22 protein-coding genes and 1 pseudogene are annotated in these 24,509 nt (G+C 61.7%); 11 read left to right on the forward strand and 12 right to left on the reverse strand.

The annotated features are described in order from the left end of the window. Positions 1-61: 61 nt before the first annotated feature. Positions 62-2,497, reverse strand: a complete 2,436-nt coding sequence (locus MUN80_RS02670) for an outer membrane beta-barrel protein (protein WP_244719266.1) — start codon at positions 2,495-2,497, stop codon at positions 62-64. Between the two features lie 225 nt (positions 2,498-2,722). Here MUN80_RS02670 and MUN80_RS02675 point away from each other — a divergent pair, with 225 nt between their 5' ends. Further along, positions 2,723-3,820, forward strand: a complete 1,098-nt coding sequence (locus tag MUN80_RS02675; RefSeq protein WP_244719269.1) for a sensor histidine kinase — start codon at positions 2,723-2,725, stop codon at positions 3,818-3,820. After that, positions 3,817-4,521: a LytR/AlgR family response regulator transcription factor gene (locus MUN80_RS02680; RefSeq protein ID WP_244719272.1), complete on the forward strand. Its 705-nt coding sequence runs from the start codon at positions 3,817-3,819 to the stop codon at positions 4,519-4,521. Before MUN80_RS02675 ends, MUN80_RS02680 begins: the two co-directional genes overlap by 4 nt. Positions 4,522-4,912: 391 nt before the next feature. Here the strand turns inward: MUN80_RS02680 and MUN80_RS02685 are convergent, their stop codons facing one another. Continuing rightward, positions 4,913-6,409 carry a pectate lyase family protein gene (locus MUN80_RS02685; protein ID WP_244719275.1) on the reverse strand — a complete coding sequence of 499 codons (1,497 nt, stop codon included), beginning with the start codon at positions 6,407-6,409 and terminating at the stop codon, positions 4,913-4,915. Between the two features lie 256 nt (positions 6,410-6,665). On the opposite strand from MUN80_RS02685, the gene MUN80_RS02690 reads away from it, so the two are divergent. Then, positions 6,666-8,015, forward strand: a complete 1,350-nt coding sequence (locus tag MUN80_RS02690; RefSeq protein WP_311136265.1) for an alpha/beta hydrolase family protein — start codon at positions 6,666-6,668, stop codon at positions 8,013-8,015. A gap of 66 nt (positions 8,016-8,081) precedes the next feature. On the opposite strand, the pseudogene MUN80_RS02695 reads toward MUN80_RS02690, so the two are convergent. Together MUN80_RS02695 and MUN80_RS02700 are read right to left on the reverse strand one after the other, a co-directional pair. After that, a pseudogene (locus MUN80_RS02695) lies at positions 8,082-10,022 on the reverse strand (amidohydrolase family protein); the annotation flags it as partial. A 137-nt stretch (positions 10,023-10,159) separates the two neighbouring features. Then, positions 10,160-10,834, reverse strand: a complete 675-nt coding sequence (locus tag MUN80_RS02700; RefSeq protein WP_244719281.1) for a T-complex 10 C-terminal domain-containing protein — start codon at positions 10,832-10,834, stop codon at positions 10,160-10,162. Between the two features lie 240 nt (positions 10,835-11,074). Here MUN80_RS02700 and MUN80_RS02705 point away from each other — a divergent pair, with 240 nt between their 5' ends. The 3 genes from MUN80_RS02705 to MUN80_RS02715 all read left to right on the forward strand — a co-directional run bounded on the left by MUN80_RS02705 (position 11,075) and on the right by MUN80_RS02715 (position 13,296). Further along, a complete protein-coding gene (locus tag MUN80_RS02705) occupies positions 11,075-11,560 on the forward strand; it encodes a cold-shock protein (RefSeq protein WP_244719284.1) in 486 nt (161 codons plus the stop codon). Positions 11,561-11,721: 161 nt separating this feature from the next. Further along, complete coding sequence (gene rlmF / locus MUN80_RS02710; protein WP_244719287.1) at positions 11,722-12,735, forward strand: 23S rRNA (adenine(1618)-N(6))-methyltransferase RlmF; 1,014 nt, start codon at positions 11,722-11,724, stop codon at positions 12,733-12,735. A 186-nt stretch (positions 12,736-12,921) separates the two neighbouring features. After that, complete coding sequence (locus tag MUN80_RS02715) at positions 12,922-13,296, forward strand: DUF805 domain-containing protein (protein ID WP_244719290.1); 375 nt, start codon at positions 12,922-12,924, stop codon at positions 13,294-13,296. Positions 13,297-13,372: 76 nt separating this feature from the next. On the opposite strand, the gene MUN80_RS02720 is transcribed toward MUN80_RS02715, so the two are convergent. From MUN80_RS02720 to MUN80_RS02745, 6 genes are all read right to left on the reverse strand, one after another. Beyond that, on the reverse strand, positions 13,373-13,765 hold the full coding sequence (locus MUN80_RS02720; RefSeq protein WP_244719292.1) for a hypothetical protein: 393 nt from the start codon (positions 13,763-13,765) through the stop codon (positions 13,373-13,375). Positions 13,766-14,035: 270 nt separating this feature from the next. Next, positions 14,036-14,311, reverse strand: a complete 276-nt coding sequence (locus MUN80_RS02725) for a hypothetical protein (RefSeq protein WP_244719295.1) — start codon at positions 14,309-14,311, stop codon at positions 14,036-14,038. A gap of 80 nt (positions 14,312-14,391) precedes the next feature. Next, positions 14,392-14,805 (reverse strand): hypothetical protein, encoded by a 414-nt coding sequence (locus tag MUN80_RS02730; protein ID WP_244719300.1) that lies wholly within the window; start codon positions 14,803-14,805, stop codon positions 14,392-14,394. Positions 14,806-14,975: 170 nt separating this feature from the next. Beyond that, positions 14,976-15,404: a hypothetical protein gene (locus tag MUN80_RS02735; protein ID WP_244719305.1), complete on the reverse strand. Its 429-nt coding sequence runs from the start codon at positions 15,402-15,404 to the stop codon at positions 14,976-14,978. A 147-nt stretch (positions 15,405-15,551) separates the two neighbouring features. Further along, positions 15,552-16,139 (reverse strand): YdeI/OmpD-associated family protein, encoded by a 588-nt coding sequence (locus MUN80_RS02740; RefSeq protein ID WP_244719308.1) that lies wholly within the window; start codon positions 16,137-16,139, stop codon positions 15,552-15,554. 96 nt (positions 16,140-16,235) lie between these two features. Next, positions 16,236-17,489 (reverse strand): S41 family peptidase, encoded by a 1,254-nt coding sequence (locus MUN80_RS02745; RefSeq protein WP_244719311.1) that lies wholly within the window; start codon positions 17,487-17,489, stop codon positions 16,236-16,238. 247 nt (positions 17,490-17,736) lie between these two features. Here MUN80_RS02745 and MUN80_RS02750 point away from each other — a divergent pair, with 247 nt between their 5' ends. From MUN80_RS02750 to MUN80_RS02770, 5 genes are all read left to right on the forward strand, one after another. Then, complete coding sequence (locus MUN80_RS02750) at positions 17,737-19,332, forward strand: hypothetical protein (protein WP_244719314.1); 1,596 nt, start codon at positions 17,737-17,739, stop codon at positions 19,330-19,332. 115 nt (positions 19,333-19,447) lie between these two features. Continuing rightward, on the forward strand, positions 19,448-21,106 hold the full coding sequence (locus tag MUN80_RS02755) for an FAD-binding dehydrogenase (protein WP_244719317.1): 1,659 nt from the start codon (positions 19,448-19,450) through the stop codon (positions 21,104-21,106). Between the two features lie 90 nt (positions 21,107-21,196). Next, a complete protein-coding gene (locus MUN80_RS02760) occupies positions 21,197-21,763 on the forward strand; it encodes a Crp/Fnr family transcriptional regulator (RefSeq protein ID WP_244719319.1) in 567 nt (188 codons plus the stop codon). An 88-nt stretch (positions 21,764-21,851) separates the two neighbouring features. Next, on the forward strand, positions 21,852-22,331 hold the full coding sequence (locus tag MUN80_RS02765) for a hypothetical protein (protein ID WP_244719322.1): 480 nt from the start codon (positions 21,852-21,854) through the stop codon (positions 22,329-22,331). 45 nt (positions 22,332-22,376) lie between these two features. Further along, positions 22,377-23,786, forward strand: a complete 1,410-nt coding sequence (locus tag MUN80_RS02770) for a hypothetical protein (RefSeq protein WP_244719326.1) — start codon at positions 22,377-22,379, stop codon at positions 23,784-23,786. Here the strand turns inward: MUN80_RS02770 and MUN80_RS02775 are convergent. Together MUN80_RS02775 and MUN80_RS02780 are read right to left on the reverse strand one after the other, a co-directional pair. Next, positions 23,780-24,106 (reverse strand): hypothetical protein, encoded by a 327-nt coding sequence (locus MUN80_RS02775; protein ID WP_244719329.1) that lies wholly within the window; start codon positions 24,104-24,106, stop codon positions 23,780-23,782. The two genes, MUN80_RS02770 and MUN80_RS02775, sit on opposite strands and share 7 nt — an antisense overlap. Next, positions 24,064-24,288: a hypothetical protein gene (locus tag MUN80_RS02780; protein ID WP_244719331.1), complete on the reverse strand. Its 225-nt coding sequence runs from the start codon at positions 24,286-24,288 to the stop codon at positions 24,064-24,066. Before MUN80_RS02780 ends, MUN80_RS02775 begins: the two co-directional genes overlap by 43 nt. Between the last annotated feature and the right edge of the window lie 221 nt (positions 24,289-24,509).

Consider the following 24,509-nt stretch of genomic DNA (forward strand, 5'->3'; position numbering starts at 1 on the left):
CGACGGTTAAGAAAGCAGGCCGCTGCACGAGCAATCAAATAAAAAGCGGGGCGCTACCAGCTTAGTTGTCCATGCGCGACTTTTCGGCCTCGATACCGGTGTCGCGGCGCTGGCTGGCCTTCACGGTTTTCTTACCGAATTTGTAGCTGAAGTTGAGCTTGACGAAGCGGCTTTCGGCTTTGTCCGAGTTGCGGGAATTGAGGCCGCCGGCCAGTACCTCGTAGCGGTTCTGCTGGGTGTTGAATACATCCGAGACGTTGAGCGTGAGCGTGCCGGCTTCTTTGAGCACCGTTTTGGAAATGCCCAGGCTGGTGAAGAAGCGCGACTGGAAGGCCACGCCCCCGAAGGTCATCGGCGACATGTACATGCCCGACACTTCAGCTTTGAGGCCCTTGCCCAGCGTCAGGGTGTGGTTAGAGGAAAGCATGGCCGAGGGCCGGGCGCTGCTCAGCCCCACGCTGGCAGAATTGATTTTGGCAAACGACACGCCCAACGTCGTCACGGTCATCCACTTGCCGCCCAGGTACGGCTTCATCAGGGTCATGCTGCCGTCGAGCGACTCAGCGCTGCGGAAGTTCTGGTAGGAGTTGATAACGACCTGCGTGCCTTCCTGTTTCTGGTAGCTATCCACCAGTACGTCGGTGTGGTGGCCGTAGCTGATGGACGTGGTCAGCACGTTGTTGTAGGAGTGCGTAAACTCGAAGTTGTGCGAAAACGAGGGGCGGATGTTGGGGTTGCCCTGGACGTAGCGGTACTGGCTAATGTAGGTCACGAAGGGGTTGACGATGCCGAACTGGAACCGGTCAATCTTGCGGCGGTAAGCAAAGCCCAGCTGCACCTTCTCCGACTTATTATACTGAGCCGACAGGGTTGGGAACAGGTTGAGGTAGTGGCGGCGGGTGGTTTGGTCGAGGGTGAGCGAGGTGCCGGTGGTGTTGGTTTGCTCGGCGCGCAGGCCCACTTGCAAGTCGAGCTTCTGCACCGTGCGCTGATAGGTGCCGTAGGCGGCATTGATATTTTCGCGGTAAACGAAGTGGTTGGTTTTCCCCAAGTCTGTGGCCCAGGCCTGGCCCACGGTGGCCTGCTCCCAGCGGATGTCGTTGTCGGTGGTGGTGAAAGTCGTTTTCAGGCCGGCTTCGAGCGTGCCTTTCTGGAAGGGCTGGGAATAATCGGCCGAAACGGACTGCACCGCGTTGCGGGCCGGCGAGTCGTCGCGGCGCAGGTTGGTGGGCTGGGCGCTGCCATCCTGCTGGTTCCAGAACGTGGTGGCGTAGTCGTTCTGCCAGTTTTTCTGGTAGCCAAAGTAGTCGGCATTCAGGCGCAGCGTGTGGTCGGGAGCCCCGACGCTGGTTTTGTAATACAGGTTGACCGAGGAATTCAGGAAGCGGGCCTGCCCCGTGGTGCGCAACTGGGACGACTCCAGGGGCGCGGTGCCGGCCAGCAGGCGGGCGTCGTTCAGGCCGTTCCGGTCCCGGTAGTTGAGCATGCCTTTGACCAGCACGCCCACTGAGCTGGTTTTGCTCAGGGTGTAGTCGAGGCCGAGGCGGGCGGAGTTGTTCTGGCTGTGGCGCACTTCGCGGCCGGTTTCTGTGATGCTGGTTTCGGCCGTGGCGGCCCGCTCCGAGCGGACGGTGGAGTATACTTGGTTTTCGAGCCGGTCGAGGCCGCCGTACACGTTGAGCTTGGCCGTGCGGTGGTTCAGGTTCAGGCCAGCGTTGTAGCGGCCGTACTGCCCGGCGCCGATGCCCAGCGTGAGCGTACCGTTGGTGCCCAGTTGCTTGCTTTTGGTAGTGATGATGTTGACCACGGCCCCACCCTGGGCGTCGTACTTGGCCGAGGGGTTAGCAATGACTTCGACTTTATCCAGGGTGCTGCCGGGCAGGCCGCTAAGCAGGTTTTTGAGCTCCTCGCCGCTCAGGTTGGTAGGTTTGCCGTCGAGCAGCACCATCACGCTTTTGCCGCGCAGCACGTAGCCGCTGCCCTGCTCTACCACGCCCGGGGCCCGGCCGATAACGTCGTAAGCGGTGCCGCCGGCGGCAAGGGGGCTGGCCGCCACGTTCAGTACCAGCTTGCCAGCCTGCTGCTCGATAAAGGCTTTGGTGCCCGTCACGGTCACGCCCTTGAGCAGCTTCTGGTCGAGGGCCAGGGCTACGGCAGGAGCAGCATTCGGGCCGGCTGCTACAGTCAGAGCCGCCGGGGCCGAGGTTTTGTAGCCCACGTAATTGACCAGCAGCGAATAAGGTCCGGCGGGCACGGCCTCAAAGCGGAAGGCGCCCTGCTCGTTGGTCATCGTGCTCAGCGCGGCCTTCGACTCGCCGGCGGGGCGCAGAATGACGGTGGCAAAGGCCAGGGGTTGGCGCGAGAGGCTGTCGGCGACCAGGCCGGTTACGGCACCGGTGGCTTGGGCGGCAGCGGCGGGACTGGTTTGAGCCGAAACCAGAGCGGGAGCGGCAGCCAGAGAACCAACGAGGAGCAGGGAGGAGAAAGCGTTTTTCATAACGGAGGTGAAAGGAGGTTTCGAGTGGATGGCCCGCCGCTAACCGGCTGGGAATGGGACAAAACAACTACCTCAAACTGGCTCCTATTCGCTTTATTCGACTACTTCCGGCCCGGCCCCGACCAATTTCAACCCCGCGTTTTTTAGTCGAAAAAAAGCCCCCATTAGTCGAAAGTTGGGTGGCGCAGGACGGCAAGCAGGCCGAAAAACTCCCAACTTGCCCCCATGCAACACGACGCCGCCGACCGGCCCAGCCGCTTTCCCCTGCTATTCGAAATCCTGATCTGGACCTTGTATGTGGGCCTGTATAAGTATGCCCAGTACATGGAAACCGCCATGCGCATCCACCGCCAACCGGGGCTTAGCAACTTCCCTTATCCCCAGCTCATCCTCTTTGCCTTGGTGGCTACGCTCTACATCATTCCCTACTACCGGTGGCTGATTCCGGTGCTGGTGCGGCAGCAGCGCTACGTGGTGCTGGGCCTGGTCATGGTGCTCTACACCTGGTGGGGTATCAAGCTCAACGCGGTGCTGGCCCACGGGGTGTTCCGGTTTATGGCCCAGCCGCCAATACTAGCCGGGTTTTACGCGCGCAGCTTCACATTTGACCTGGCCCAGCTCCCGACAATTGCCAACGGCTACATCAGCCTGCTCTTCACCGACTTGCTGGCCTTTGGTTGCGTAGCCTTCGTGCGGATTGCCTTCGAGAATGAGTACCGCCGCCGTCACCTCGAAAAAGACCACCTGGCTTTGCAGCTTGAACAGCTCAAAACCCAGCTCCAGCCCCACTTTCTGTTTAATACCCTCAACAGCATCTACGGCCTGAGTCTGGTGGGCTCCCCCGAAACGCCGCGCTTCATCCTGCTCCTCTCCGAGCTCATGCGCTACGTGCTCTACGACAGTGGCAAAGACTACATCGGCCTGCCCGAGGAAGTCACGTTTCTGGAAAACTACTTTGAAATGGAGCAGCGCAAATACCCCGGCGCCAGCATCCGCTTCGAGGCGCACGAGCTGCCCGAGGGCCTGCAGGTGCCGCCGCTGCTGCTCTTGCCCCTGGTCGAAAACAGCTTCAAGCACGGCCGCCACCACTTTTCCGACGCGGCCAGCGTGACGGCTACGCTCTCGGCCCGACCCGGGCAGCTCCACTTTGTCATCGAAAATGACATGCTGCCCGCCCCGCCCCCGGCTTCCCCCCGGCGCAGCGGCGGCATCGGGCTGGTCAACATCCGTCAGCGCCTCAACCTCTATTACCCCCGGGCCCACGAGCTGCACCTCACCGAACACGACGGCCGCTACCGGGCCGAACTAACCCTAACGCTATGACCAATACGCCCGCCCCCATCCGCTGCCTGATTGTGGACGATGAGCCCCTGGCCCACCAAGTGCTTACCCAGTTTATCGGCCAGACACCAGGCCTGACACTGGCCGGTACCTGCCGCAACGCCATGGAAGCCCACGACCACCTGCTCCAGCACCCCGTGGACCTGATGTTTCTAGACATCGAAATGCCGTTGATTTCGGGCTTACACTTCCTCAAAACGATGAAGAGCCCGCCCAAAACGGTGCTTACCACGGCCTACCGCGAATACGCCTACGAGGGCTACGAACTGGACATCCTCGACTACCTGCTCAAGCCCTTCAGCTACGAGCGGTTTATGAAAGCCATTTCCCGCCTGCCCGCCGTGCAGCCCGTACCCCCAGCCGACTCCAACGAGGAGAAGTTTCTGCTGGTGAAAGAGCGGCAGGGCTTGCTCAAAGTCAGCCACCGCGAAATCGTGTACGTGGAGGGCTGCAAGGACTACGTGAAGATCGTGACGGCCAGCAAAACCTACCTGCTGCACCAGACGATGAAGGAAATGGTCGAAACCCTGGGCTCGGCGTTTTTGCGCGTGCACCGCTCCTTTATCGTGGCCGTGGGCCACATCAAGCTCCTGCAACCCGAAAACGTGGTGCTCAACGACGGCACCTACATTCCCATCGGCAACTCTTACAAAGCCGATTTGCTGGCCTTTTTCAAGAAGTAGAACGACCCGCCCTGCTGAGCATTTGACCTTCACAGGCAACGGCGTGGCATCCGGTGGGCTGCTCTTTCCTTCGCTTGTCATCCTGAGCTTGCGAAGCGGAACAAAGGACCTTTCTCACTTACCCCACCACAGGTTTCACCAACGTGCAAAAGCCCTTTACCAGCAGATGGCGAAGGGCTTTTGCAGTTGAAGAAGGTTTATCAGAATATGAAGGAAGGTCCTGCGCAAAGCTCAGGATGACAGACGTAACGTGGAGTGTGGCTACGAAGCGGGAGAGATGCTTCGACAAGCGGACGAAAGACGAAGCATGGCAGTTACCCTTGCAACGTCAGCACGCGAGATGTCTCGCGCTGCTCGACATGACGTTCTGCTGAAACCTGCAATAGAGCTTTTACTTCCCGGCTTTCTTTACCTCCGCGGCCGGGGCTAAACTATTCAAATACACCTCCAGCATGGTGTACCCGTTTGCGCCGATTTTGCTCCGGTCGGCGGCATCTTTGGGGTTGAGCTTCTGCTTGGTTTCCCAGGCGTCGGGCATCCCGTCGTGGTCGGTATCGGTGGGGGCGGGCTTGGATTTGAGCTCGGGCCAGGCTTTCTGCGAGATGCTGTAGGGTGTGCCGTGGGCGTAGCCGCCCTGCACGTCGATGAGGCGGCCGGTGCGGCGGCGCACGTCACGGACAATGCGCTGGTCGAGGGTGTCGCGCTCGGGGCGGGTGGCGCCGGCGCCCTGCAGCACGGCTTCGTAGGCTTCGGCGGCCGTTTGCGTGATTACCGGGCCCAGGTCAAAGGGGGCGGTGGCCTGGGCCAGGGCCGTATCGGCAGCCGAGCCGTTGTTCATCGTCACGCCCCGCCAGTTGTGGCGTGTCACCTCGGCGCTGGCGTCGGAGTAGTTGCCGCTCAGGTAGAACTTGCCGTAGGGCAGCGGGTTTTTGCCGTCCGTAATCTTGTAGGGGTTCAGCACACGCGCCTGCACGCTAGTTTTGGTGCTGGGGCCGTACTTGTAATAGTTGCCCACAATGTTGTAGTTGCCGCCCTCGCCGGCATACACGTTGTTTTCACCCCAGTTGTAGATGACGTTATTGCGGAAGTCTACATTTTCGAAGCCGGCCGCGTGGGTGTAACGGCTGCCGTTGAAGCGGGGCGTGCGGTTGTTGCAGTGGGCAAACAGGTTGTGGTGCATGGTGGCGTGCTGCCCGCCCCAGATGCCGCCGAACCCGTGCCGCTCGAAGTCCGTGTCGCCCTTTTCGAAGTGGTAGGAATAGTTGAGCGGCTCACTCATCATATTCCACTGCAAAGTGGTACTGTCGCCTTCGTACACGCTCAGCAGCTCGTCGGTACTCCAGCTCATGGAACAATGGTCAATGATGAGGCGGGAGTTGCGCAGGCCGCCGAAGGCATCGTCGCCGCCGGCCCCGGGCACGAAGCCCTGGTTCTGGTTTTTGTCGCCCATGCGGAAGCGCACAAACCGCACGATGACGTTGTGGGCCTTGATGCTGACGGGGTAATCGGCCAGGCAGATACCGGCCCCGGGCGCGGTCTGACCCGCAATAGTCGTGTTGGCCTGGCTGATAGTCAGCGGCGAGGCCAGGTGAATGGTGCCCGACACCCGGAACACGATGGTGCGGGCCGCCGCCGGCTGACTCAGGGCGTAGCGCAGGCTGCCGGCTTTGGTATCGTCACGCAGATTGGTGACTTCGAAAACCGTGGTGGGCTGCTGCTGGGTGCCCCGGCCGCCCGAGGTAAAGCGGCCCGCGCCTTCGGCCCCGGGAAAGGCTAGCTGCTGGGCCCAGGCGGGCGCAGCAGCGGCCAGCAGAGCCGTTAGCAAGAAGGTGGCGGCCGTAGCCGGGCGTAAGCCGGTCGGTTGGTTTTTCGAAATACGTGGGAACATCGTGTGGTGGGTTGTCAGGACGAATGGCGGCGGAAAATTCTGGCTGGCAGCTCTTCCCGCACCCTGATATTACCCAATTGCGGAAGCAAGCTGCAGGCCCGCGCGGTATTTCTTTATGCAAACGATGTCGGCAACGTTGCCAGTCGGCTCCCGGTGTGTTTAGCCTCACATAATCGGGGGATACGCTGCAACCCGCCGAGTCTATATTGCTCTTTTGGGATGTATAGCCAGTTTTCACCGTCCCCCTTTACTTCCCATGCACGCCCGGGTACTCTTCCTGCTCGTCTTCGTCCTGACCTTCAGCTTGGCCCCGCGCTGCCCGCGGGCTCAGCAGCTGCCGCGCCGCGTGTTTATCGGCATCGATTTGCAGGGCATCACCGACAGTATTCAACAGCGCTACCACCTGCCCAACCACAACGGCATCCTGGTGCGCGGCGTGCGGCCCCAGTCCTCGGCTCAGGCCGCCGGGCTGCAAGCCAACGACATCATCCTGCAACTGGGCTCGACTGTAGTCGGTACCAACGTGGGCGAGTTTGTGGGGCAGCTCAAGCAGTACAGGGTTGGCGACAAACTACCCTTTCAGGTGCTGCGCAACGGCCGCAAAATCCGCAAGCCAGTTACGTTTAAAGGCTTTCCTCAGGAAAGCAGCCCGTGGTACGAGGTACAGTACTCCAGCGTCAGGACCGGGGCTAACCAGCTGCGCACCATCATCACCCGGCCCACTGCCAGCGCCAAAGCCCAGGTACCCATGGTGCTGTTTATTCAGGGTGTGGGCTGCTTTTCGGTGGACAATCCGCTGGGCCGCGCCGACGTCACCAACCGCATCATCGACTCTCTTTCGCGCCGCGGCTACGCCACTATGCGCGTCGATAAAACCGGTATGGGCGACAGTCAAGGCACACCGTGCCTGGAGTCGGACCTGCTCAGCGAGGCCAGCGGCTACAAGGCGGGCCTGGCGGCCATCCGGCAGCTGTCCTTCGTCGATCAGCAGAACGTGTTTATCACCGGCTTCAGCATCGGGGGCGTCATGGCGCCGCTGGTAGCCCAGGGCGAAAACCTGAAGGGCGTGGTGGTATTCGGCACCGTGAGTCGCACCTTTATCGAGTACTTGCTGGAAAACAAGCGCAACCAGAGCCAGCTCCAGGGCCTGCCCGCCGACTCGGTTGACAACCTGCTACGTACCTACAGCGCGGCCCTGCACCTACTGCTGACTGAGAAGCAGACGCCCGCCCAGGTACTGGCCCGCTACCCGGCGGCCCGGCGCGTACTCACGTTTCCGCAGCACTACACCTACATGCAGCAGTGGCAGGATCTGAACCTGCCCGCTTACTGGCAGAAGCTCAACACCAACGTATTGGCCCTACGCGGCGCCGCCGACTACATTTCCTACTCCATTGACCACCAGCTTATTGCCGACATAGTAAACCGCGCCCATCCCGGCAAGGCATCTTTCGTGCTGCTGCCCGACGTGGACCACCACTTCAACCGCGCCCACGACCTGGCCGAAGCCATGCGTCTGGATGAGCAGGCCGACCCGGAAAAGAACTTCGAGTTTATGCGCGTTATCCTGAACTGGCTCGACGATAAGCAGAAGCAGAAGGCCTAGCCGCCCGGGCTTATTGCTGGTAGCCGGCCAGCTGCCGCAGCTGGGCGGGTCGTAAGGGCGGCCGTCTTTTATCACCAGCTTCACTTGGCGCAGGTTCTGGATTTTTTCCAGCGGGTTACCGGCTATCAGCACCAGGTCGGCCTGCTTGCCCACTTCGATAGAGCCACTTTGCTTGTCGAGCTTCATAACCCGGGCCGGCGTGATGGTGGCCGTTTGCAGGGCTTGCAGCGGGGTGAGGCCGGCCTGCACGTAGAGCTCCAGCTCCCGGTCGATGCTGGTGCCGGGAAAGCCCATATCGGTGCCGGCCACGATGGTAATACCCTGGTCGTAAAGCACTTTTACCAGCTGCACCAAACTTAGGAACTGGGGCCGAAACTGAGCCGCATCCTTCGGGTCGCCGCCCATGCTGGTGAACAGAGCTTGCAGGGGTTGGGGCAGTTTGGCAAAGGCGGGCTCCAGCGTGGTAATATCGTCCTGGGTGGAGCGGCCCATGATTTCGTAAACGCCCAGGGTGGGGTCAATGACGGTGCGGTGGGCCTTCAAGAACCGGAAAGCCCGCAGGCTGGCTGTGTCAGTGAAGTTATACGACCGGTCGGCGTTGCGCTTCAGCACCGAGCCCACATAGGGCAGGTGGTTTACCTGGTCCATGCCCGCCTGTACGCCCTGGTAAATGTTCATCCCGTCGGGAATGTGCCCCGTCACGGTCAGGCCCTGGCGGTGGGCTTCGGCGCAAATGGCCCGCACGATTTCGGGCTTCAGGGAGCTGTAGAGCTTGATTTGCGCGAAGCCGTTGGCCTTGTACTTCTGCACGGCTTGCACCGCCTCGGCCGGGGTGTTGGCCCGCACGATGCCCAAGGGCCGTGCTCCGTTGCCGTCGATAAGACCGGCCTTGAGAATGCGCGGCCCCACGCCCTGGCCCGTGTCGATGGCCTGCTGAATGGCGTTGATGTAGCTAAACTCGTTGCCACAGTCGCGCACGGTCGTGACGCCGGCAGCCAGGTAGGCGGGGCCCCACTCGGCCTGCTGGAAGTGGGCGTGCATGTCCCACAGGCCCGGCACCAAGGTTTGCCCGGCAGCCTGAATAACCTCCGCTCCCGGCGGTATCTTCACCTTGCCCACCGCCCCGATTTTGGTAATCTTCCCGTTTTCGATGAGCACCACCGCGTTGGGTCGCAGCTGCCCACTCACTACGTCGAGCACCGCGCCCCCACTGATGGCCAGTACCTTGGGCTTGGCCGTGGCTTTGGCTCCCACCTCGGCCGAAAACAGGCGCATGCCGTGGGTAGCGGCCCGCCCGATAAGCGTAGGCAGCAGACTTTCGTAGGGCTGCCACATCATCTCGATTTTGTCGCCTTCCCCGTCGTTGGTAATAATGCACATTAGGCGGCCCTGCTGGTCGGTCCAGAGCAACTCATTGCCCCACACCAGGCCTTTGATAACGTAGCGTTCCAGCACCAGGGGCTTGTTCTGAAACGTAAGCGTATCCTGCCCGGCCCGACTGATTTGCACATTTCCCGCAGGCAGCGTGGCAATGTTGGCGGGCCGGCCGTGCTGCTGCCAGTAGCGCAAGAGCAGCATCTGCCCCGTAGCCGGGGAGTAGCCCGCCACCGGAAAGCTTAGCGGCCCCACGGCCGTCGTCGTTACTTTCTCATCGACCCGCACGTACGCCTGTCCGCCCCGAACCTCGACGGAGTCGTTGATGGTCGACATGCGGGAAGTGCGGCCTTTCACGGCTAGGCGCAGCGGCTCGTGGGCGGGCGTCACCATGAGGCGGGCCCGCAGCGGAACCGGGGAGCCGCGGTCCACGAACCTAAAATTCACCTCGTAGGTCAGCGCCTGGGGCGTGCGGGTCAGGTGGTAAGTTTCCTTGCCGATGGGCTGCTCAAACTTGTGCAGCACATACGTGGCGCTATCCGGGGAAGCTGGGGTCGACGACTGGGCCAGAGCCGGGGCACCGCCTAACAAGGCTAGCAGTAACGAATAGATTTTCATCAGAATACGCGTCATGAATTACTACAATCACAATATACAGGGAAAGCAATATTAAGTACTTTTTACCGTTTACGAAACAATTCGTATTTATCATCAAATTAAAAGGCCCTTACCAGTTGGCAAGGGCCTCTCCGCAGTAGCTAATCTAGCGCCTACTTGATTTTTACTTCACCGTCATCAGCGTCGCGCTTTACTTTCGTGCCACTGGGGTATTCCACTTTGGTATCACCATCGGCGTCGATTTTCACGGTTTTGCCATTGGCGTACTTAATCTTGGTTTCGCCGTTTTTGTCCCGGTCATATTTCACGATGCGCGGACCGCGGCGGGCGGGCCGGGCGGCAGCCGGAGCCGCGCTGGTCGTCGTTTTGGTCGTGGTTTCGGTGGTCGTTACCGTCGTGCCCTCGTCGTAGCCCGAGCCATAGTAGCGGCCCCGGTTGCTCTGGTAGGTGTTGTAGCGGGTTTCATCGTTGAACACGGTCTTAATTTCGTTGTCCGTGTCGGTATCCACCTGGCGCGTAGCCACGTACTGCCCGGTCGTGTCGCTGATGTAGCGCGACTTCAGCTCGCCCAGGCGCTGGGCGCGGGTGTAGTACACGCGGCGTACCTGCCGCACCTGGGCCGTGTCGGTGATGCCCAGGTCGGTGGTTACCATGTCGGCCACACGGTTGCCCTGGTCGCGGTAAATCACGTCGTTGTCGGCCACCACGGCCGTGTCGGCCGAGGGCGTTTGGGCCGCATCCACGGCGGCGGCTTTATCGGGGTTGCACGACGAGAGGCCGAGGGTAACGGCGGCCGCGCAGGAAAGCAGAAGCAGGGTATTTTTCATCGATTCAGCGCAATGGGTGAGGAATAGGGCCAACGTAGCGCAGGGCCCTTGGGCGCTGTACGGTGGAGGTCGGGCCGGGGTTGGGTGGGTCTGCGGTTGAGCTTGGCTGAACTGGGCCAGAAATAGTCCTGAACTTTCGCTTTTATATAGCTGTAGTATGGTATATTCACCGACGCACCGCCCCCGGATGCTTATCTTCACCCGGCGAGAAGCGCAGTCATCATCTAACCCGAGACCAACATGGGGAAATCCCAAGCATCCTTTGGCAAAAAGGAAAACGAAAAAAAACGCTTAAAAAAGAAGAACGAGAAGGCCGACCGCAAGGAGGAACGACAGGCGAATGCCAAAAAAGGTCAGAGCTTGGACGACATGCTGGCCTACGTGGATGAGTTTGGCAACATCTCGGCTACGCCCCCGGACCCGAACCGCAAGAAGCAGGAAATCAAGGCCGAGGACATCCGCATTGCCGTGGCCAAGCAGGAAGACATGGAGCAGCCCGACCCGATCCGCAAGGGCACGGTGGCTTTCTTCAACGAGTCGAAGGGCTACGGTTTCATCAAGGATTCGGAAACCCAGGAAAGCATCTTCGTGCACGCCAATGGCCTGCTGAACCCCATCAAGGAAAACGACAAGGTGACTTTCGAGGTCGAAATGGGCCAGAAAGGTCCCACGGCCGTATCGGTGAAAATGGCTGTCAAGCCTACGCCCGAAGCTCCCGCCGAGTAATTTCCGGCCTGCGGGCCGCTCTACAATAGCTGCAAAGGCTGAAGCTTCCGGGCTTCAGCCTTTTTGTTTGCCAACCGCTTTGCCGCCCGGTAGTCCGGCGGCGTCTTTCTAGCTTTGTGCCGCTGCCCACCCCGGGCCGGCCACTTCACCTTTCTTGCCTGATGCCCCAGCTCCCCCCTACCCCGCCCGCCGAAAAAGACGGTCTGCACCCACGCAACCGCCACCGGGGGCGCTACGACTTTGCGGCCTTGCAGCAGGCCACGCCCGAGCTGGCGCAGTTCGTGGCCGTTAATCAGCACGGAACCGAAACGCTGGACTTTGCCAATCCCGAAGCCGTCAAAACGCTGAACAAGGCCTTGCTGCGGCATTTTTACCACGTGCAGCAGTGGGATATTCCGGCCGGCTACCTGGCCCCGCCCATTCCCGGCCGCGCCGACTACCTGCACTACCTGGCCGACCTGCTGGCCGAAACCAACGGCGGCGCAGTGCCCACTGGCAAGCGGGTGCGGGTGCTGGACGTGGGCGTGGGCGCCAACTGCATTTACCCCATCATCGGGCACCACGAGTACGGCTGGCGCTTTGTGGGCTCCGACGTCGACCCGGTAGCTATTCGGGTGGCCAAGCAGATTGTGGCCGGCAACCCTGGCCTGGCCGGTACGGTGGACCTCCGCCTGCAGCCCCGCACTGCCGACATTTTCAGCGGCATCATCAAGGCCAACGAGCTGTTCGATTTGACCATGTGCAACCCGCCTTTCCACGCGTCGCAGGCCGAGGCGGAGGCAGCTACCCGGCGCAAGGCGCAGAACCTGGGCACGACGGGCGGCGGCAAGCCGGTGCTGAACTTCGGTGGGCAGTCCAACGAGCTGTGGTACGAGGGCGGCGAGGCCACTTTTACCTGGCGCATGGCCGAGGAAAGTGCCCTGCAGCGCAACAACTGCCTGTGGTTTTCGACCCTGATTTCGAAGAAGGAAACTTTGCCTGGCCTCTACAAAACCCTGCAGAAGCGTGGGGCCGTCGACGTGCGCACCATTGGTATGAGCCAGGGCCAGAAAGTGAGCCGAATCGTGGCCTGGACCTTCCTGGACCCGGTCCAGCAGCAGCAGTGGCGGCAGCGGCGCTGGCAAACCAACCAGGGCCCGGCAGAAAAAGCGTCCGAAACCAGACCAGATAAATAAATAGCCTTTCTGCTATTTTAAGGCGCCCGGCCTGCTTATCTTGCCCCCGCCCTGCGGCTTATAATTGTGCGTATCAACCTGATGAGCAACTCATGCTTTGCAGCGGCAGTGGAGCTCAGAACCCACTCCAAAAACGGGGCGTAACCGAAAAGCCTTACGAGTAGGAACCCTTATCCTGTAGTACGCATGGAATACTTTTTACTAGCCCTGAGAAAATACGCCGACTTTAGCGGCCGTGCCCGGCGCAAGGAATACTGGATGTTCATTCTGTTCCAGATCCTGGCCAGCATTGCCGCCGGGATTGTGGACGGGGTTTTGGGCACTGGCTTCGAGTACGGCAGCGGCATGATTTCGGTCTTGGTTTCCCTGGGGCTCTTCCTGCCCGGCTTGGCCGTGGGCGTACGGCGCCTGCACGACGTTAACAAGAGCGGCTGGTTTTGGCTGATTGTCTTCATCCCGCTGGTTGGCGCAATTTGGCTGCTAGTACTGGCCTGCACCGAAGGCACCCGCGGCCCCAACCAGTACGGTCCCGACCCCAAAGGCAGCGCCCTGGCCTTCTAGCCACGGCGACTTTAGCAATAAAAAAGGCGGCAGCTCCGAAGTAGGAGCTGCCGCCTTTTTTATTGCTAAGATCATTCTACCGGCGTTTTTTGGGTTTGCTGACCGGAGGCTTCGTCCTGCTCATTTCGGGGGCGGGCCCGGCAGGGCGGGCCTCCGCGGCTTGGGGCTCGACTGGCTCAATTGGTGCGACGGGCTCGGCCAGACTAGCCAAGGCCGCTTCGGCCGCTTCGGCGCCGGGAAGGGCCTTGTTGGCGGCTTCGTCTTCGGCGTGCTTTTTAGCCAGATACGTCAGGCCGGCCGCTAACAAAGCCACGCCACCCACTACTTTCTGCCCGGTGCTGAGCTTGCCTACCGCACGGGTGGTTTTGCGAAACTTCCGCAGCGCCTGAAAAGCCGTGTCCAGGGCGTTGCCGGACTTTTGGTCTTTGCCTTTTTTCGCGGACTTCTTTTTGTCTTTGTCTTTAGCCATAGCCGTAGGGAGAAAGGTGAAATCAGGGTGGTGAGCAGCCGGCGGGCAAGGCCATCGGCTCCCGCCGGTATTCGCAGGGCCCGCACCCAAGGTTACCCGGGTAGGCAGCTAGTCGGTTAAATTGCCTGGGGAGCAGCTCCTGCCCGCAGGGTGCTTTCCTGGCATTTTGCCTTTGCTTTCGGAGCTACGCAACCCTGTATAAGGACCTGAAAAGCACGCGGCTGACACTTCCGGGAAGCATCAGCCGCGTGCGTGGGCTGTTGAAAGCGGCTAAATGGTAGCGCCTTCGGTGCCGCTCAAAACCTCTCCGGTATTAGCGTCCGTGTCGGAAGCAGCCGCTGGAGTCGGGGTGGTAGCTGCCGCATTGCGGCGCTGGGCCAGGTAGCCGAGGCCCAGGGCCACCAGGGCCGTGCCGCCCACCACTTTCTGGGTGGTGGTGAGCTTACCTACGCTGTTGCGGCTCAGTTTCTTGATCGACTTGGCGGCACCGCCCAGCAAGGACTTTTTCTTGGCGGTTTTGGCTTTGATTTTCTTGTTCTTTTTCATGTTTGGGGCTAAAAGGTAAAGAGACGAAATGCGGATGGGTTAGCTATTGCGGCCCCAAACCGGCGCGGGCGACGCACAAGCTACAGGTCATCATCGGGGCTGGCGGCGGGCTTACGGCCGAAGGCGCCGGGAGCCTTGGTGGCTTTCGGCTTTTTGCGGGCTTTGCGGGACAGTTCGGCCCTTGCAGGGGCCGGTTCCTGGTCGTCCTCGTCCTCATCGTCGGGGGCCAGGGGCCGGGAGCCGGCCGAGGTACCGCCCGAGAGCAGGCCGCCGAGGCCGGCAAAGAGCGTATCAGGACCTTCGTTACGGACTTTATCCAGGTAGAAATAGCCGGCGGCTAGCAGCATTGCGCCGCCCACCAGCTTCTGGCCCGCGCTGAGCTTACCGATTTCGTTGGTCACCTTGCGGTACTTTTTGATGGAAACGGCAGCAACATCGAGCAGGTCATCACCGACGGTGTCTTTTTTGGAATGCTTCTTTTTATGCTTAGCCATGGGCGCAGGATTTAGCGGAGCCGAAAACGAGAGGTACAGTAGCCACGGTGCCCGAGCCAGTGTCGCAGCGCCGCAGTCTAGGGTATTCGAGGGGTTGGCCCGGAAGGTTTCCGCCATTCTTCAGATTGAGTACTGCCCTGCTGCCCGCCGCGCCGGCCGAAAGGCCTCGTTCAGAGTCGGCCCGGTGGGCGGCGGGCCAGGCGCCGGGCCAGCACCAGCGCCCCAATTCCCCACAAGCCCAGGCTGAGTACCGTGCAGGCCAGCAGCGGGGTTAGTTCTCCAAATTCGTAGTGCATCTGGCGGGTGCGTAGAAAGCGGGTGGCAATGGCCAGAAAGTAGCACGACCAGTACTGGATATACAGGTAGCTACCCACGGCCAGCGCCACCAGGCTTACGCGGACGGCCCGGCGCTTCACCCACCCGGCCGCCAGCACCAGTAGCCCCACGTAGAGGCCGGCCCCGATGAGAATTCCCCCGACGCCGCCCACGAGCAGAAAAGACGCTTTTACATCTTTTTCGCCGGCATACGCCAAGGCCGGCTCAGCCAGGAAGGCCACGATGAGCAGGAGGCAAAACAGATGGCGGGAAAAGCTACGCATGACGGCCAGAACTACGGATTGCCTTACCAGACCATCCGAGCCTTGTACGAACCAGCTGGCCGGCGGCTGCGGCCGGGCTTGCCGCTGTCATAGCTCCTGGGTGGTCCTTGCCAAGCCCGTGCCCCCACTGAGCCCAGGCAAACCGCGTTACTCCCGGTCGAAGTTGGCCCGCTTGTTCAGGGCTGCCATGCGCACTACTTCGGCCACGCGGCGGGCCCGGGTTTCGGGGCGCTTGGCGGCCAGTACCCAGCTCAGCAGCATCTTACGGGCCGAGGGCGAAAAAGCCAGAAAGTGCTGCTTGGCAACCGGCTCGGCGGCCAGGGCTGAGGCTAAATCGTCGGGCACGGCGCCGGCTTCGGCGGCATCGAGACTTTCCCAGGCCCCGTTTTGCTTGGCCCGGGCAATGGCTGCCAGTCCGGCGGGCTCCAGCTGCCCGGCCTGCTCCAGGTGCACCAGCCGCTCCTTGTTGACCTTGCTCCACCCGCTTTTGGGCTTGCGCGGCGTGAACAGCAGGGCGCTCCGGTCGGCATCCAGGCGGCGTGGCAGCGAGTCGATCCAGCCGAAGCACAGAGCCTCTTCCACCGACTCGGCGTAGCTGACCCGCGGCTGCCCGCTTTCCTTTTTGAAGTACACCAGCCACACGCCCGGACTGCTGGCGTGGTTATCGGCCAGCCACTGCCGCCACTCGGCGCGGGTGGCGGGGTGCAGCTGGGCGTAGGTATCGGGGCGGGCCATCCGGAAAATATAGGTTTTTCTCTTTATAAAGGACAACTGAGCTGTACTGCCCAAGCTTGCTTCTTACGGCCAATCGAGCTTGAGCACGGCTCGAACTTAGGGTTTGGCCGTTTGCAACTGCTCCAATGCCTTGACCAGGGCCGCGTCGCCGGGCGCGGCAAGGTCGGGGCGGATGGCGGGCACAAACTCTTCCCGGGGCAGGCCGTCCACGCGGTACAGCCGCTCGGTGGGAATGTTGAAGCCGAAGCGCGAGTTGGGCAGTCGATATGACTCGATGGAGCCATTGAGCCGGGCCATTTCCGTCCCGATTATCGTGGCCCGCCGCATGGATTCGAGCCCGATGGTGAGGCCTTCGCCCATGCTGCTGGTCCAGCGGCCGACGAGCACTACCACGGGCCGGGTGTAGGGCTGGGGCCGGGGCGCCACGAGCTCTACCCAGCTGCGCCGGATACCAAACTCCCGCACCTCGGCGGGCTGCTCGTGGCGCTGGTAGGGTTGCTCCTGGGTGATCAGGCGGCCCATCAGGGCGCGGGCCACCACCGTATTGCCGCCGCCCGGAGTTTCGCGCAAATCGAGCACCAGCCCGGTAGTGGCGCTCAGGCGGGTCAGGGCACTGTCGAAGGCGGCTATCATGGCGTTGTTGCCCAGGCTGTTATTAATACGAATGTAGCCCACCGTCCCGATCTGGCGGCTTTCCAGTAGGCCGTTGTATTGAATGTTTTCGAGCTGGGCCGTGGGCTGGTCGGGATACAGCTCCAGCTTTTTGCCCCGAACCCGCACGGTGAGTTTGCGGGCCTGGTTGTGGGTGCCAGCCAACGCCTGGTTGAGGGCTACTTCGCGGGCCGCTTCGTCGACGGCCTTTAAGGTACGTCCCAGCAATGGCCGCAACGCCTGCTCGATGGGAACATCATTGACGGCCACCAGCTCCATACCAGGCCGCAACCCAACCCGCTCGGCCCCGAAACCGGCCCGTACGGCCACCACAATGGCTTTACCCTGCTGAAACTGCGCACAGACATCGGTGCCGGAGGGCAGTAGGCGGCGGGAGTCGGGCAGGTTGGTGGAGAGACCGGCGTGGTTGTCGTAGAGTTCAGCCAGGGCGTTTTCGAGCAGGCGCACAAACTGGCTGCGGCTGCGGATGTCGGGCAGCTGGGCCCCGTAGAGCGTGCGCACCTGGGCCCAGTCGGTCTGCTTCTTGTCGAAGTAGCAGTAGTTGTCGTTGACGGTCGTCCAGAAGTAGTCGAAATCCTGCTGGTACTGGGCGGCGGTAAGTGGGGTCGGCTGGGCGCGTAAAGCCGCCGGCAGGAAGACTAAAACCAGAAAAAACAGGCGCGGAATACGGCGTAGCATAGCAGAAAACGTGGCCACAGGAGGCCCACCGCGCATAGGTACGACTTGCGCCCGGCATTGCCGCGCCAGACTGGTTGCCGGAGCCGACTTTCAGGTTAAAGCAGAACCGTGAAATACCGCCGGCCGCTTGGCGTTAAAGCCGTACTTTGGCTCCCATCCCCTGCTTTATTTTACCCTGATGCCGCGTTTATTCCGCTGTTATTTGCTGGGCCCGTTGCTGCTTTTTTTGCTGTTAACTCGGGTCGGCTTGGCCCAGACCGCCCCGAGCGGGTCCGACCTGAACGCCTTCTACGACCAGCTCAACGCCTACCGCACCGCCCAGTACCAGCCCCTGCCCGACCTGGAAACCCTGCGCCTGCCCTCCAGCTTTTCGGGGGCCGACTTGCGTGCCCTGCGCCTGCAGGACCGCCACATCGTGCGCATTGATTTGGTGTACACTGCCTTTCGCCTCAACCCAACCTTCGACCAGCGCCAGCTCAACCTGAGCCGCATCCGCAACCTGGCCAATTCAGTGCCGGGGCTATTGGAGGACGAGTCCATCACCTGGACGCTGGTGGAGCAAACCGGCTGCAACAGTCCCAGCGCCTGCCAGCCGTTTTTTCACGGCTTCGTGGTGTATGTGGCCAAGCACTACACCGCCGCCAGCAGCCGGGCCGAAGTCGACAGCCTGACGCGTAAGCTGCGCCTGCTGGAAAAGAAAAAGCCCAAGACGGCCAAGAAAAGTCAGGGCAAAAAAGTAGCCTGCAACCTGCCCTTCAGCCGCTATACCGTGCGCCAGATGGCCCGCCACCTGCACCGCACCTACAAGTGCACCCAGCGCGAGCCCCAGATTGTCCGGTTTCAGCTGTTGGTTGATGCCAAGGGCAATACCCGGAAAGTGCGGGTGCAACCCACCACCGGCGCCCCGTTTTGCCAGGCCGAACTGGAGGAAGCCCTGCGCCAGAACGTGACGTTTACCTCGGGCTTTCCCATCAACGGCCGCATGTTTGCTTTCCAGGTGAAAGGCGCCGTGCGTTTGCCGATGGGCCCGTTTCAACTGCTGGGCAAGCCCGATTTGGCCATTACCAGCTTTGCCCTAGCCGACTCGGCCGCCAAGCTTTACCGGGTATTTCTGAAAAAGAAAAACAAGCGCGACTACTGCGAAGCCCGCATTACCAAGGCCGGGGAGCTGCTGGCTTCCGCCGACACGGCCACCCTGGAGCCCCAGTTGCCCGCCGATGCCAACGTGGTAAACAAGGTGATGAGCCGCCACCCCGAGTGGAGTAAGGAAGTGGTAGTGACGGACGTGACGGGCAGCATGTTCCCCTACACCTACGATTTGCTGGCCTGGCTGCAACTAAACACGCTGCAGGACGAGAAAACCTTCGTCTTCTTCAACGACGGCAACGACACGCCCGACAAGCAGAAGAAAGTGGGCAAAACCGGTGGCCTCTACCACGTGCGCACCGACAGCTACGAGGCCACCAAGAACAAGCTCATCGAGGCCATGAAGGGCGGGGGCGGCGGCGACGCGCCCGAAAATGACATCGAGGCCCTGCTCTACGCCCGGCAGCTCACCTCTGACTCCACCGACGTCATCCTCATTGCCGACAACTACACCTTCCCGCGCGACACCAAGCTGCTCAAGAATACCACGGCGCCCGTGCGCATCATTCTCTGCGGCGTGCACGACTACATTAACCCCAAATACCTGGCCCTGGCCCGCAAGCACGGCTTTTCCCTGCACACCATCGAGGGCGACATTATGGACCTGAGCAAGCTACTGGATGGCCAGGTCATTACCATTCAGGGCCAGCAGTACCAGGTCACCAAGGACGGTTTCCGGCTGATTCAGAAGTCCTAGGGAGCGGCCCACGCCTGGCACTACTGCCCCTTAATGCCGTAGCAGTAAGCCGCCGGAATAGGTATCTTCACTGCTTCAGCCAATTTCCCATCTGTAGTCTTTCAGCAAACTGCGTATGCGTACCGAAGCCGATGTACTGGTAATTGGGGCGGGCCTGGCCGGTCTGGTAGCGGCCTCAGAACTGGCCGCGGCCGGCAAAAGCGTGCTGCTGCTCGACCAGGAACCCGAGCAGAATATGGGCGGGCAGGCCTTCTGGTCGTTTGGCGGCCTGTTTCTGGTCGACTCGCCCGAGCAGCGCCGCATGCGCATCCACGACTCCTACGAGCTGGCCCTCTCCGACTGGCTGGGCAATGCCGACTTCGACCGGCCCGAAGACCTGTGGCCCCGGCGCTGGGCCGAGGCCTACGTGGGCTGGGCAGCGGGCGAAAAGCGCAGCTGGCTGCAGCAAATGGGCATCAAGCTGTTTCCGGTGGTAGGCTGGGCCGAGCGAGGCGGCTACGGGGCCCGGGGGCCCGGCAACTCAGTGCCGCGCTTCCACGTGGCCTGGGGCACGGGCACCGGCGTAGTGGCCCCCTTCTCCTACCGGGTGCGGGAAGCCGTGAAAAAAGGCCTGGTTACGCTCAGGTTCCGCCACCGCGTCACGGAGTTGACCGTAGAAAACGGTGTGGTCGTGGGGGCTCGGGGCGAGGTGCTGGAACCCAGCGCGGCCGAACGGGGCGCGGCTACTTCCCGCGTTGTTGTTGGAGACTTTAGCTTCCGGGCCCAGGCGGTTATCGTCACGGCCGGCGGTATTGGGGCCAACCACGAACTGGTGCGCAAGAACTGGCCCACCCGCCTCGGCACCCCACCTGCCCACATGCTTTCAGGCGTGCCCGAGCACGTCGATGGGCTGATGCTGGGCATTACCCAACGGGTCGGCGGCCACGTCATCAACGAGGACCGGATGTGGCACTACGTGGAGGGCGTGCAGAACTGGAACCCGATTTGGCCCCGGCACGGCATCCGGATTTTGCCGGGCCCGTCGTCGTTGTGGCTCGATGCCCGTGGCAACCGCCTGCCCGGTCCGTTGTACCCTGGCTTCGACACGCTGGGCACGCTCCGGCACCTGCGCCAGACGGGCTCCGACTACAGCTGGTTTATTCTGACTCAGAAGATTATTCGCCATGAGTTTGCCCTCTCGGGCTCGGAGCAAAACCCAGATTTGACCAACAAAAGCTGGCGCCAGACCCTGGGCCGGGCCTTTGGCAAGGGCGCCCCGGCCCCGGTGGAAGCCTTCAAGCAGCACGGCGCCGACTTTCTGGTGCGCGACACCCTGCCCGAGTTGGTACAAGCCATGAATGAGCTGACCGGCGAAAACCTGCTCGACTACGCTCAGGTGGAGCGAGAAGTGCGGGCCCGGGACCTGCAGCTCGACAACCCTTTCAGCAAGGACGCCCAGATTACGGCCATCCGTGGGGCCCGCAACTACCTCGGCGACAAGCTCATTCGCACGGCCCCACCCCACAAACTGCTCGACCCCAGCAAGGGCCCGCTTATTGCCGTGCGTTTGCACGTCATCACCCGCAAAAGCCTCGGCGGCCTGGAAACCGACTTATCGGGCCGCGTGCTGGGCCCCGACAGCCACCCGGTTCCGGGCCTGTATGCCGCGGGCGAAATTGCGGGCTTCGGCGGGGGCGGCATGCATGGCTACCGGGCCCTGGAAGGCACCTTCCTGGGCGGCTGCCTGTACTCGGGCCGCATTGCGGGCCAGGCAGTGGCAGAAGCTTTAAAGTAAGCGCCAGCCCGGACACTAGCGCACTACCAGCCTCCTCGGAAAATTATAGCCCAGGCCGGCCGGACTATATTTGAGCCATACAGCCTTCTTATGTCCAGCTTTCTTGCCTTTATCAGCCAGCTGCAGCCCCTGAGTCCGGAGCTTACCACGGCCTTGCTGACTAGCACGGTGCGGGAAGAGATGCCGGCCCAGCACCGGCTGCTACAGCCCGGGCAGGTGGCCCGGCGGGTGTATTTTCTGGAAACCGGCCTGGTGCGGGGCTATACGCTGCTGCACGGCCGCGAAATTTCCTCCTGGTTTATGCAGGCCGGCGACTTTGTGATTTCCATTCTGAGCTTTTTTACCCAGCAGCCTTCCCAGGAATATATTGAGCTACTGGAACCTGCCGTGGTGCACTCCATCAGCTACGACCAGCTTCAGGGCCTCTACCACGATTTCCCGGAGTTCAACTTCATCGGCCGGCGGGTGCTGGAGAAATACTACGTGCTCAGTGAGCAGCGCGCCCAGAACCTGCGCTCCCACACCGCCACCGAGCGGTATGAGCTGTTGCTGCGCGACTTTCCCACGGTATTTCAGCGGGTGGCGCTCCACCACATTGCCTCCCACCTGGGCATGGCCCCCGAAACGCTGAGCCGCCTGCGCAACAAGCTGGGCTAGGCTAGGCCGGGCAGAGCGAAAATGACATTTGTCATGAAAATGACGGGCCGCCACCAGCACCTTTGAGGGCTCCTTTTTGCTACGCCCCATGCCAGTTGCTGCTTCCCCTCGGCCTTTTGCGCCCCATTTTCTGCCCCTGCCTGTCGCCTTTTTGGTAGGCTTGGTCCTGCTCGGCGGCCTCAGCCTGGGCGACCATAATGGAATATTTACCTGCCTGCTGGTGGCCCCACTCTTCATCCCGGCCGCGGTCTGGCTGGTGGCCTTCTGCCGCCGGCCCAGCCCGCTGCTAAAAGCCACTTTGGCAGCAGTCCTGATTTCACTCTACGACATCAGCATCAAGCTCTACGGCGCGGGCAGCCACGATGCTGAAGGCAAGGGCCTGTTTCACTTCTTGCTGCTGCTGGGCATACTACCGGCCTTCCTGGTACTAGTGGCAGCGCTGGATCAGCAGCAAAGCGGCACCAGGCGCCGGCGCCGCGTGGCCAAGGTGCTGTTTCTGGCGCTGCTGTTTGTGCACTTGGCCCTGACGTCAGACCTAGGTATGGGCCGCTGCGTCAGCTGCTACTGAGCAACTCACCGCCCGGACTTCTCTTTCCACCTCTTCCTGCTTCTCATGCCTTCTTTTCTCCGCTGCAGTCTGCTGCTGGTGCTGGCCCTGTGGCTACGGCCTGCCCAGGCGCAGCACATTACCCTCGACAGTGTGGTGCTGGAGCACACCGTCGGATTCTATCTGCCCGCCGCCCGCCGCGCCATCGTGTCGACGGTAGCCTACGCTGATGAAGCTACCACCCTTCGGTACTACCTCTTTTCGTCTACGCTGAGCCAGCAGCGGCGGCGGCTTCGCCTGCCCGGCCATTACCAGCTCGCCAACACGGCCAGCAGCCGGGCCCACGTGCTTTACCAATTGCACCGCCGCGGTTCCGATACGCTGCTCTCCCTGGTGGTAGACACGCTCGGAAACGTGGTAGCGCAGCGGCGCGAGTCTTCCCGCTGGATACGCTGGCAGGATATGCACGGGGAGCTGGCTCCCCAGACGGGCGGCTTCCTGACCACCGAGTCCAGCCTGGTCGGGGGCGAAGCGCTGTTTCGCTTCACCGACCTGCAGCTCCGCCCGCTCTGGCAGCACCGCTTCCGGTCCGCCGAGGGGAAGGTGGAAGTGGCCCCGGCCATCATCGATAGTACCCACCTGTGGCTGCTGGTTACCAACAACGCCCTGAGCAGCCGGGCCGTGACGACGGCCTACTGTCTGGAGCTGGCCACTGGCAAGGTGCTGTGCCGGCTCCCGCTTGACTACCGCGGGGAGCGGCGCCGGCCCGATGTGGGTGTGATGGGGCCTGGACACAGCTTGCTGGTAGCCGGATTCTCTTCCGCCCGCAACCGCCCCAGCCGTACCCACCCGGGCCACTTGTTTTATACGCAGCTGTACCCCGACAGCACCCGCCACGACCGGCTGGTAACGGGTGCCGCCGAACCCCACTTGCCCCTGGCTCGCAACCGGCACGTGCTCTGGCATGCCCTGCGCCCGGCTCCCAACGGCAGCGTGGTGCTCGTGGGCGAAACCTATACCAGCACTTCTTTCGGTGCCCATCTGGCCCTTGACCTGGCAACGGGCCTTGCTACCGTAGGCCTGGGCCGCGTAAACAGGACCACGCTGCGCCCTCGCGAAGTAGTAGCGCTGCACCTCTCCGCGGCTGGTCAGGTTGATAAGGCCCAGATACTGCCTCTGCCCGACAGTAGTTCGTACAGGCTGCATGGCTACTGGCCGGCCCGGCGCATAGCCCAGGCGGCCAACCGGGACGGGGCTTTTCGGATGCGAGGCTTCGGGCCCGATAGCCAGAGCATGGTGCTGCTGACCGGGCGCCGCTTGCTGACAATGAATCTGCAGTCGGGCCAGGCCCGGCCGTTGCGCCCAACTTTACCCGTCAAATATTCGGACGTGTGGCGTGTGGAGCCCGGCTTCCTGCTGCTCTACCGCCAGCAGTTCCGTCCTCAGCGCGTCGAGTTGGAGCGGGTAGCCTATTGACCAGGCCCCGCCAACGCTATGGCCTCCACCGTTTGCCGCAGGCTGGCCAGGCACTCTCGGAACCGGGCGTCGTTTTGCTCCAGCCATTCGTCGAGGCGGCGGCCGCCCTTGGCGGCCAGCTCTTCCAGGCGCATGCCGTCCTGAGAGGCAGTAAAATCGGTGAGGCTGCAGCGCAGCTGCCCTTCCAGCACCTCAAACAGGAAGATGGCCCGGAAAGGCTGACTGGCCCCGGTCAGCGCCAGGCGGCCGCGCAGCTGGCCCTCTTCGGGCACCGCAATCAGGGTACCCAGACTCTGGGGCCGTTGCGGGCCGTCAGCCACTGCCGGGCCCGGCGGTAAAGGTCGGCGCGGGAAATGCCGGGCACATTGATAACCTCCACGTATCTCACTTTGCGTGTGGTGCTGTCGTAGGGAAAGTTATGCAGGCCTTTGAAATGGTATTTTTGCGCCGTACCCGAAAAAGCCAGTAACAGCAGCGTCATCAGTAGGTAGAGTTTCTTCATTATCGAAAAATAATAAAAAACTCACTCAAACCAGCTTAAACGTATGTTTTTAGCAAAATTCTGTCAAATCCGAGTGGCTTACGCCAGTTAACCCAAGTTGAATCCAAACCAAACCTAGTGCTTAATCAGACGGATCATCTTGCACTATGGCAAGCTTCGGTTGTTTACAGAACCCGCTTTCCGCCCGGCTGCCCGGCCAGTAAGCCGGATATGGTTTTCTT

Origin of the sequence: Hymenobacter cellulosivorans, from assembly GCF_022919135.1 — a bacterium.
GTDB classification, from domain to species: Bacteria; Bacteroidota; Bacteroidia; order Cytophagales; family Hymenobacteraceae; genus Hymenobacter; species Hymenobacter cellulosivorans.

Coding starts and splice junctions, on each gene's coding strand:
- MUN80_RS02680 (WP_244719272.1), top strand. CDS start 3,817: ATGACCAATACGCCCGCCCCCATCCGCTGCCTGATTGTGGACGATGAG.
- MUN80_RS02685 (WP_244719275.1), bottom strand. CDS start 6,409: ATGTTCCCACGTATTTCGAAAAACCAACCGACCGGCTTACGCCCGGCT.
- MUN80_RS02715 (WP_244719290.1), top strand. CDS start 12,922: ATGGAATACTTTTTACTAGCCCTGAGAAAATACGCCGACTTTAGCGGC.
- MUN80_RS02780 (WP_244719331.1), bottom strand. CDS start 24,288: ATGAAGAAACTCTACCTACTGATGACGCTGCTGTTACTGGCTTTTTCG.
- MUN80_RS02760 (WP_244719319.1), top strand. CDS start 21,197: ATGTCCAGCTTTCTTGCCTTTATCAGCCAGCTGCAGCCCCTGAGTCCG.
- MUN80_RS02690 (WP_311136265.1), top strand. CDS start 6,666: ATGCACGCCCGGGTACTCTTCCTGCTCGTCTTCGTCCTGACCTTCAGC.
- rlmF (WP_244719287.1), top strand. CDS start 11,722: ATGCCCCAGCTCCCCCCTACCCCGCCCGCCGAAAAAGACGGTCTGCAC.
- MUN80_RS02745 (WP_244719311.1), bottom strand. CDS start 17,489: ATGCTACGCCGTATTCCGCGCCTGTTTTTTCTGGTTTTAGTCTTCCTG.
- MUN80_RS02670 (WP_244719266.1), bottom strand. CDS start 2,497: ATGAAAAACGCTTTCTCCTCCCTGCTCCTCGTTGGTTCTCTGGCTGCC.
- MUN80_RS02730 (WP_244719300.1), bottom strand. CDS start 14,805: ATGGCTAAGCATAAAAAGAAGCATTCCAAAAAAGACACCGTCGGTGAT.
- MUN80_RS02705 (WP_244719284.1), top strand. CDS start 11,075: ATGGGGAAATCCCAAGCATCCTTTGGCAAAAAGGAAAACGAAAAAAAA.
- MUN80_RS02675 (WP_244719269.1), top strand. CDS start 2,723: ATGCAACACGACGCCGCCGACCGGCCCAGCCGCTTTCCCCTGCTATTC.
- MUN80_RS02770 (WP_244719326.1), top strand. CDS start 22,377: ATGCCTTCTTTTCTCCGCTGCAGTCTGCTGCTGGTGCTGGCCCTGTGG.
- MUN80_RS02735 (WP_244719305.1), bottom strand. CDS start 15,404: ATGCGTAGCTTTTCCCGCCATCTGTTTTGCCTCCTGCTCATCGTGGCC.
- MUN80_RS02700 (WP_244719281.1), bottom strand. CDS start 10,834: ATGAAAAATACCCTGCTTCTGCTTTCCTGCGCGGCCGCCGTTACCCTC.
- MUN80_RS02740 (WP_244719308.1), bottom strand. CDS start 16,139: ATGGCCCGCCCCGATACCTACGCCCAGCTGCACCCCGCCACCCGCGCC.
- MUN80_RS02765 (WP_244719322.1), top strand. CDS start 21,852: ATGCCAGTTGCTGCTTCCCCTCGGCCTTTTGCGCCCCATTTTCTGCCC.
- MUN80_RS02725 (WP_244719295.1), bottom strand. CDS start 14,311: ATGAAAAAGAACAAGAAAATCAAAGCCAAAACCGCCAAGAAAAAGTCC.
- MUN80_RS02755 (WP_244719317.1), top strand. CDS start 19,448: ATGCGTACCGAAGCCGATGTACTGGTAATTGGGGCGGGCCTGGCCGGT.
- MUN80_RS02720 (WP_244719292.1), bottom strand. CDS start 13,765: ATGGCTAAAGACAAAGACAAAAAGAAGTCCGCGAAAAAAGGCAAAGAC.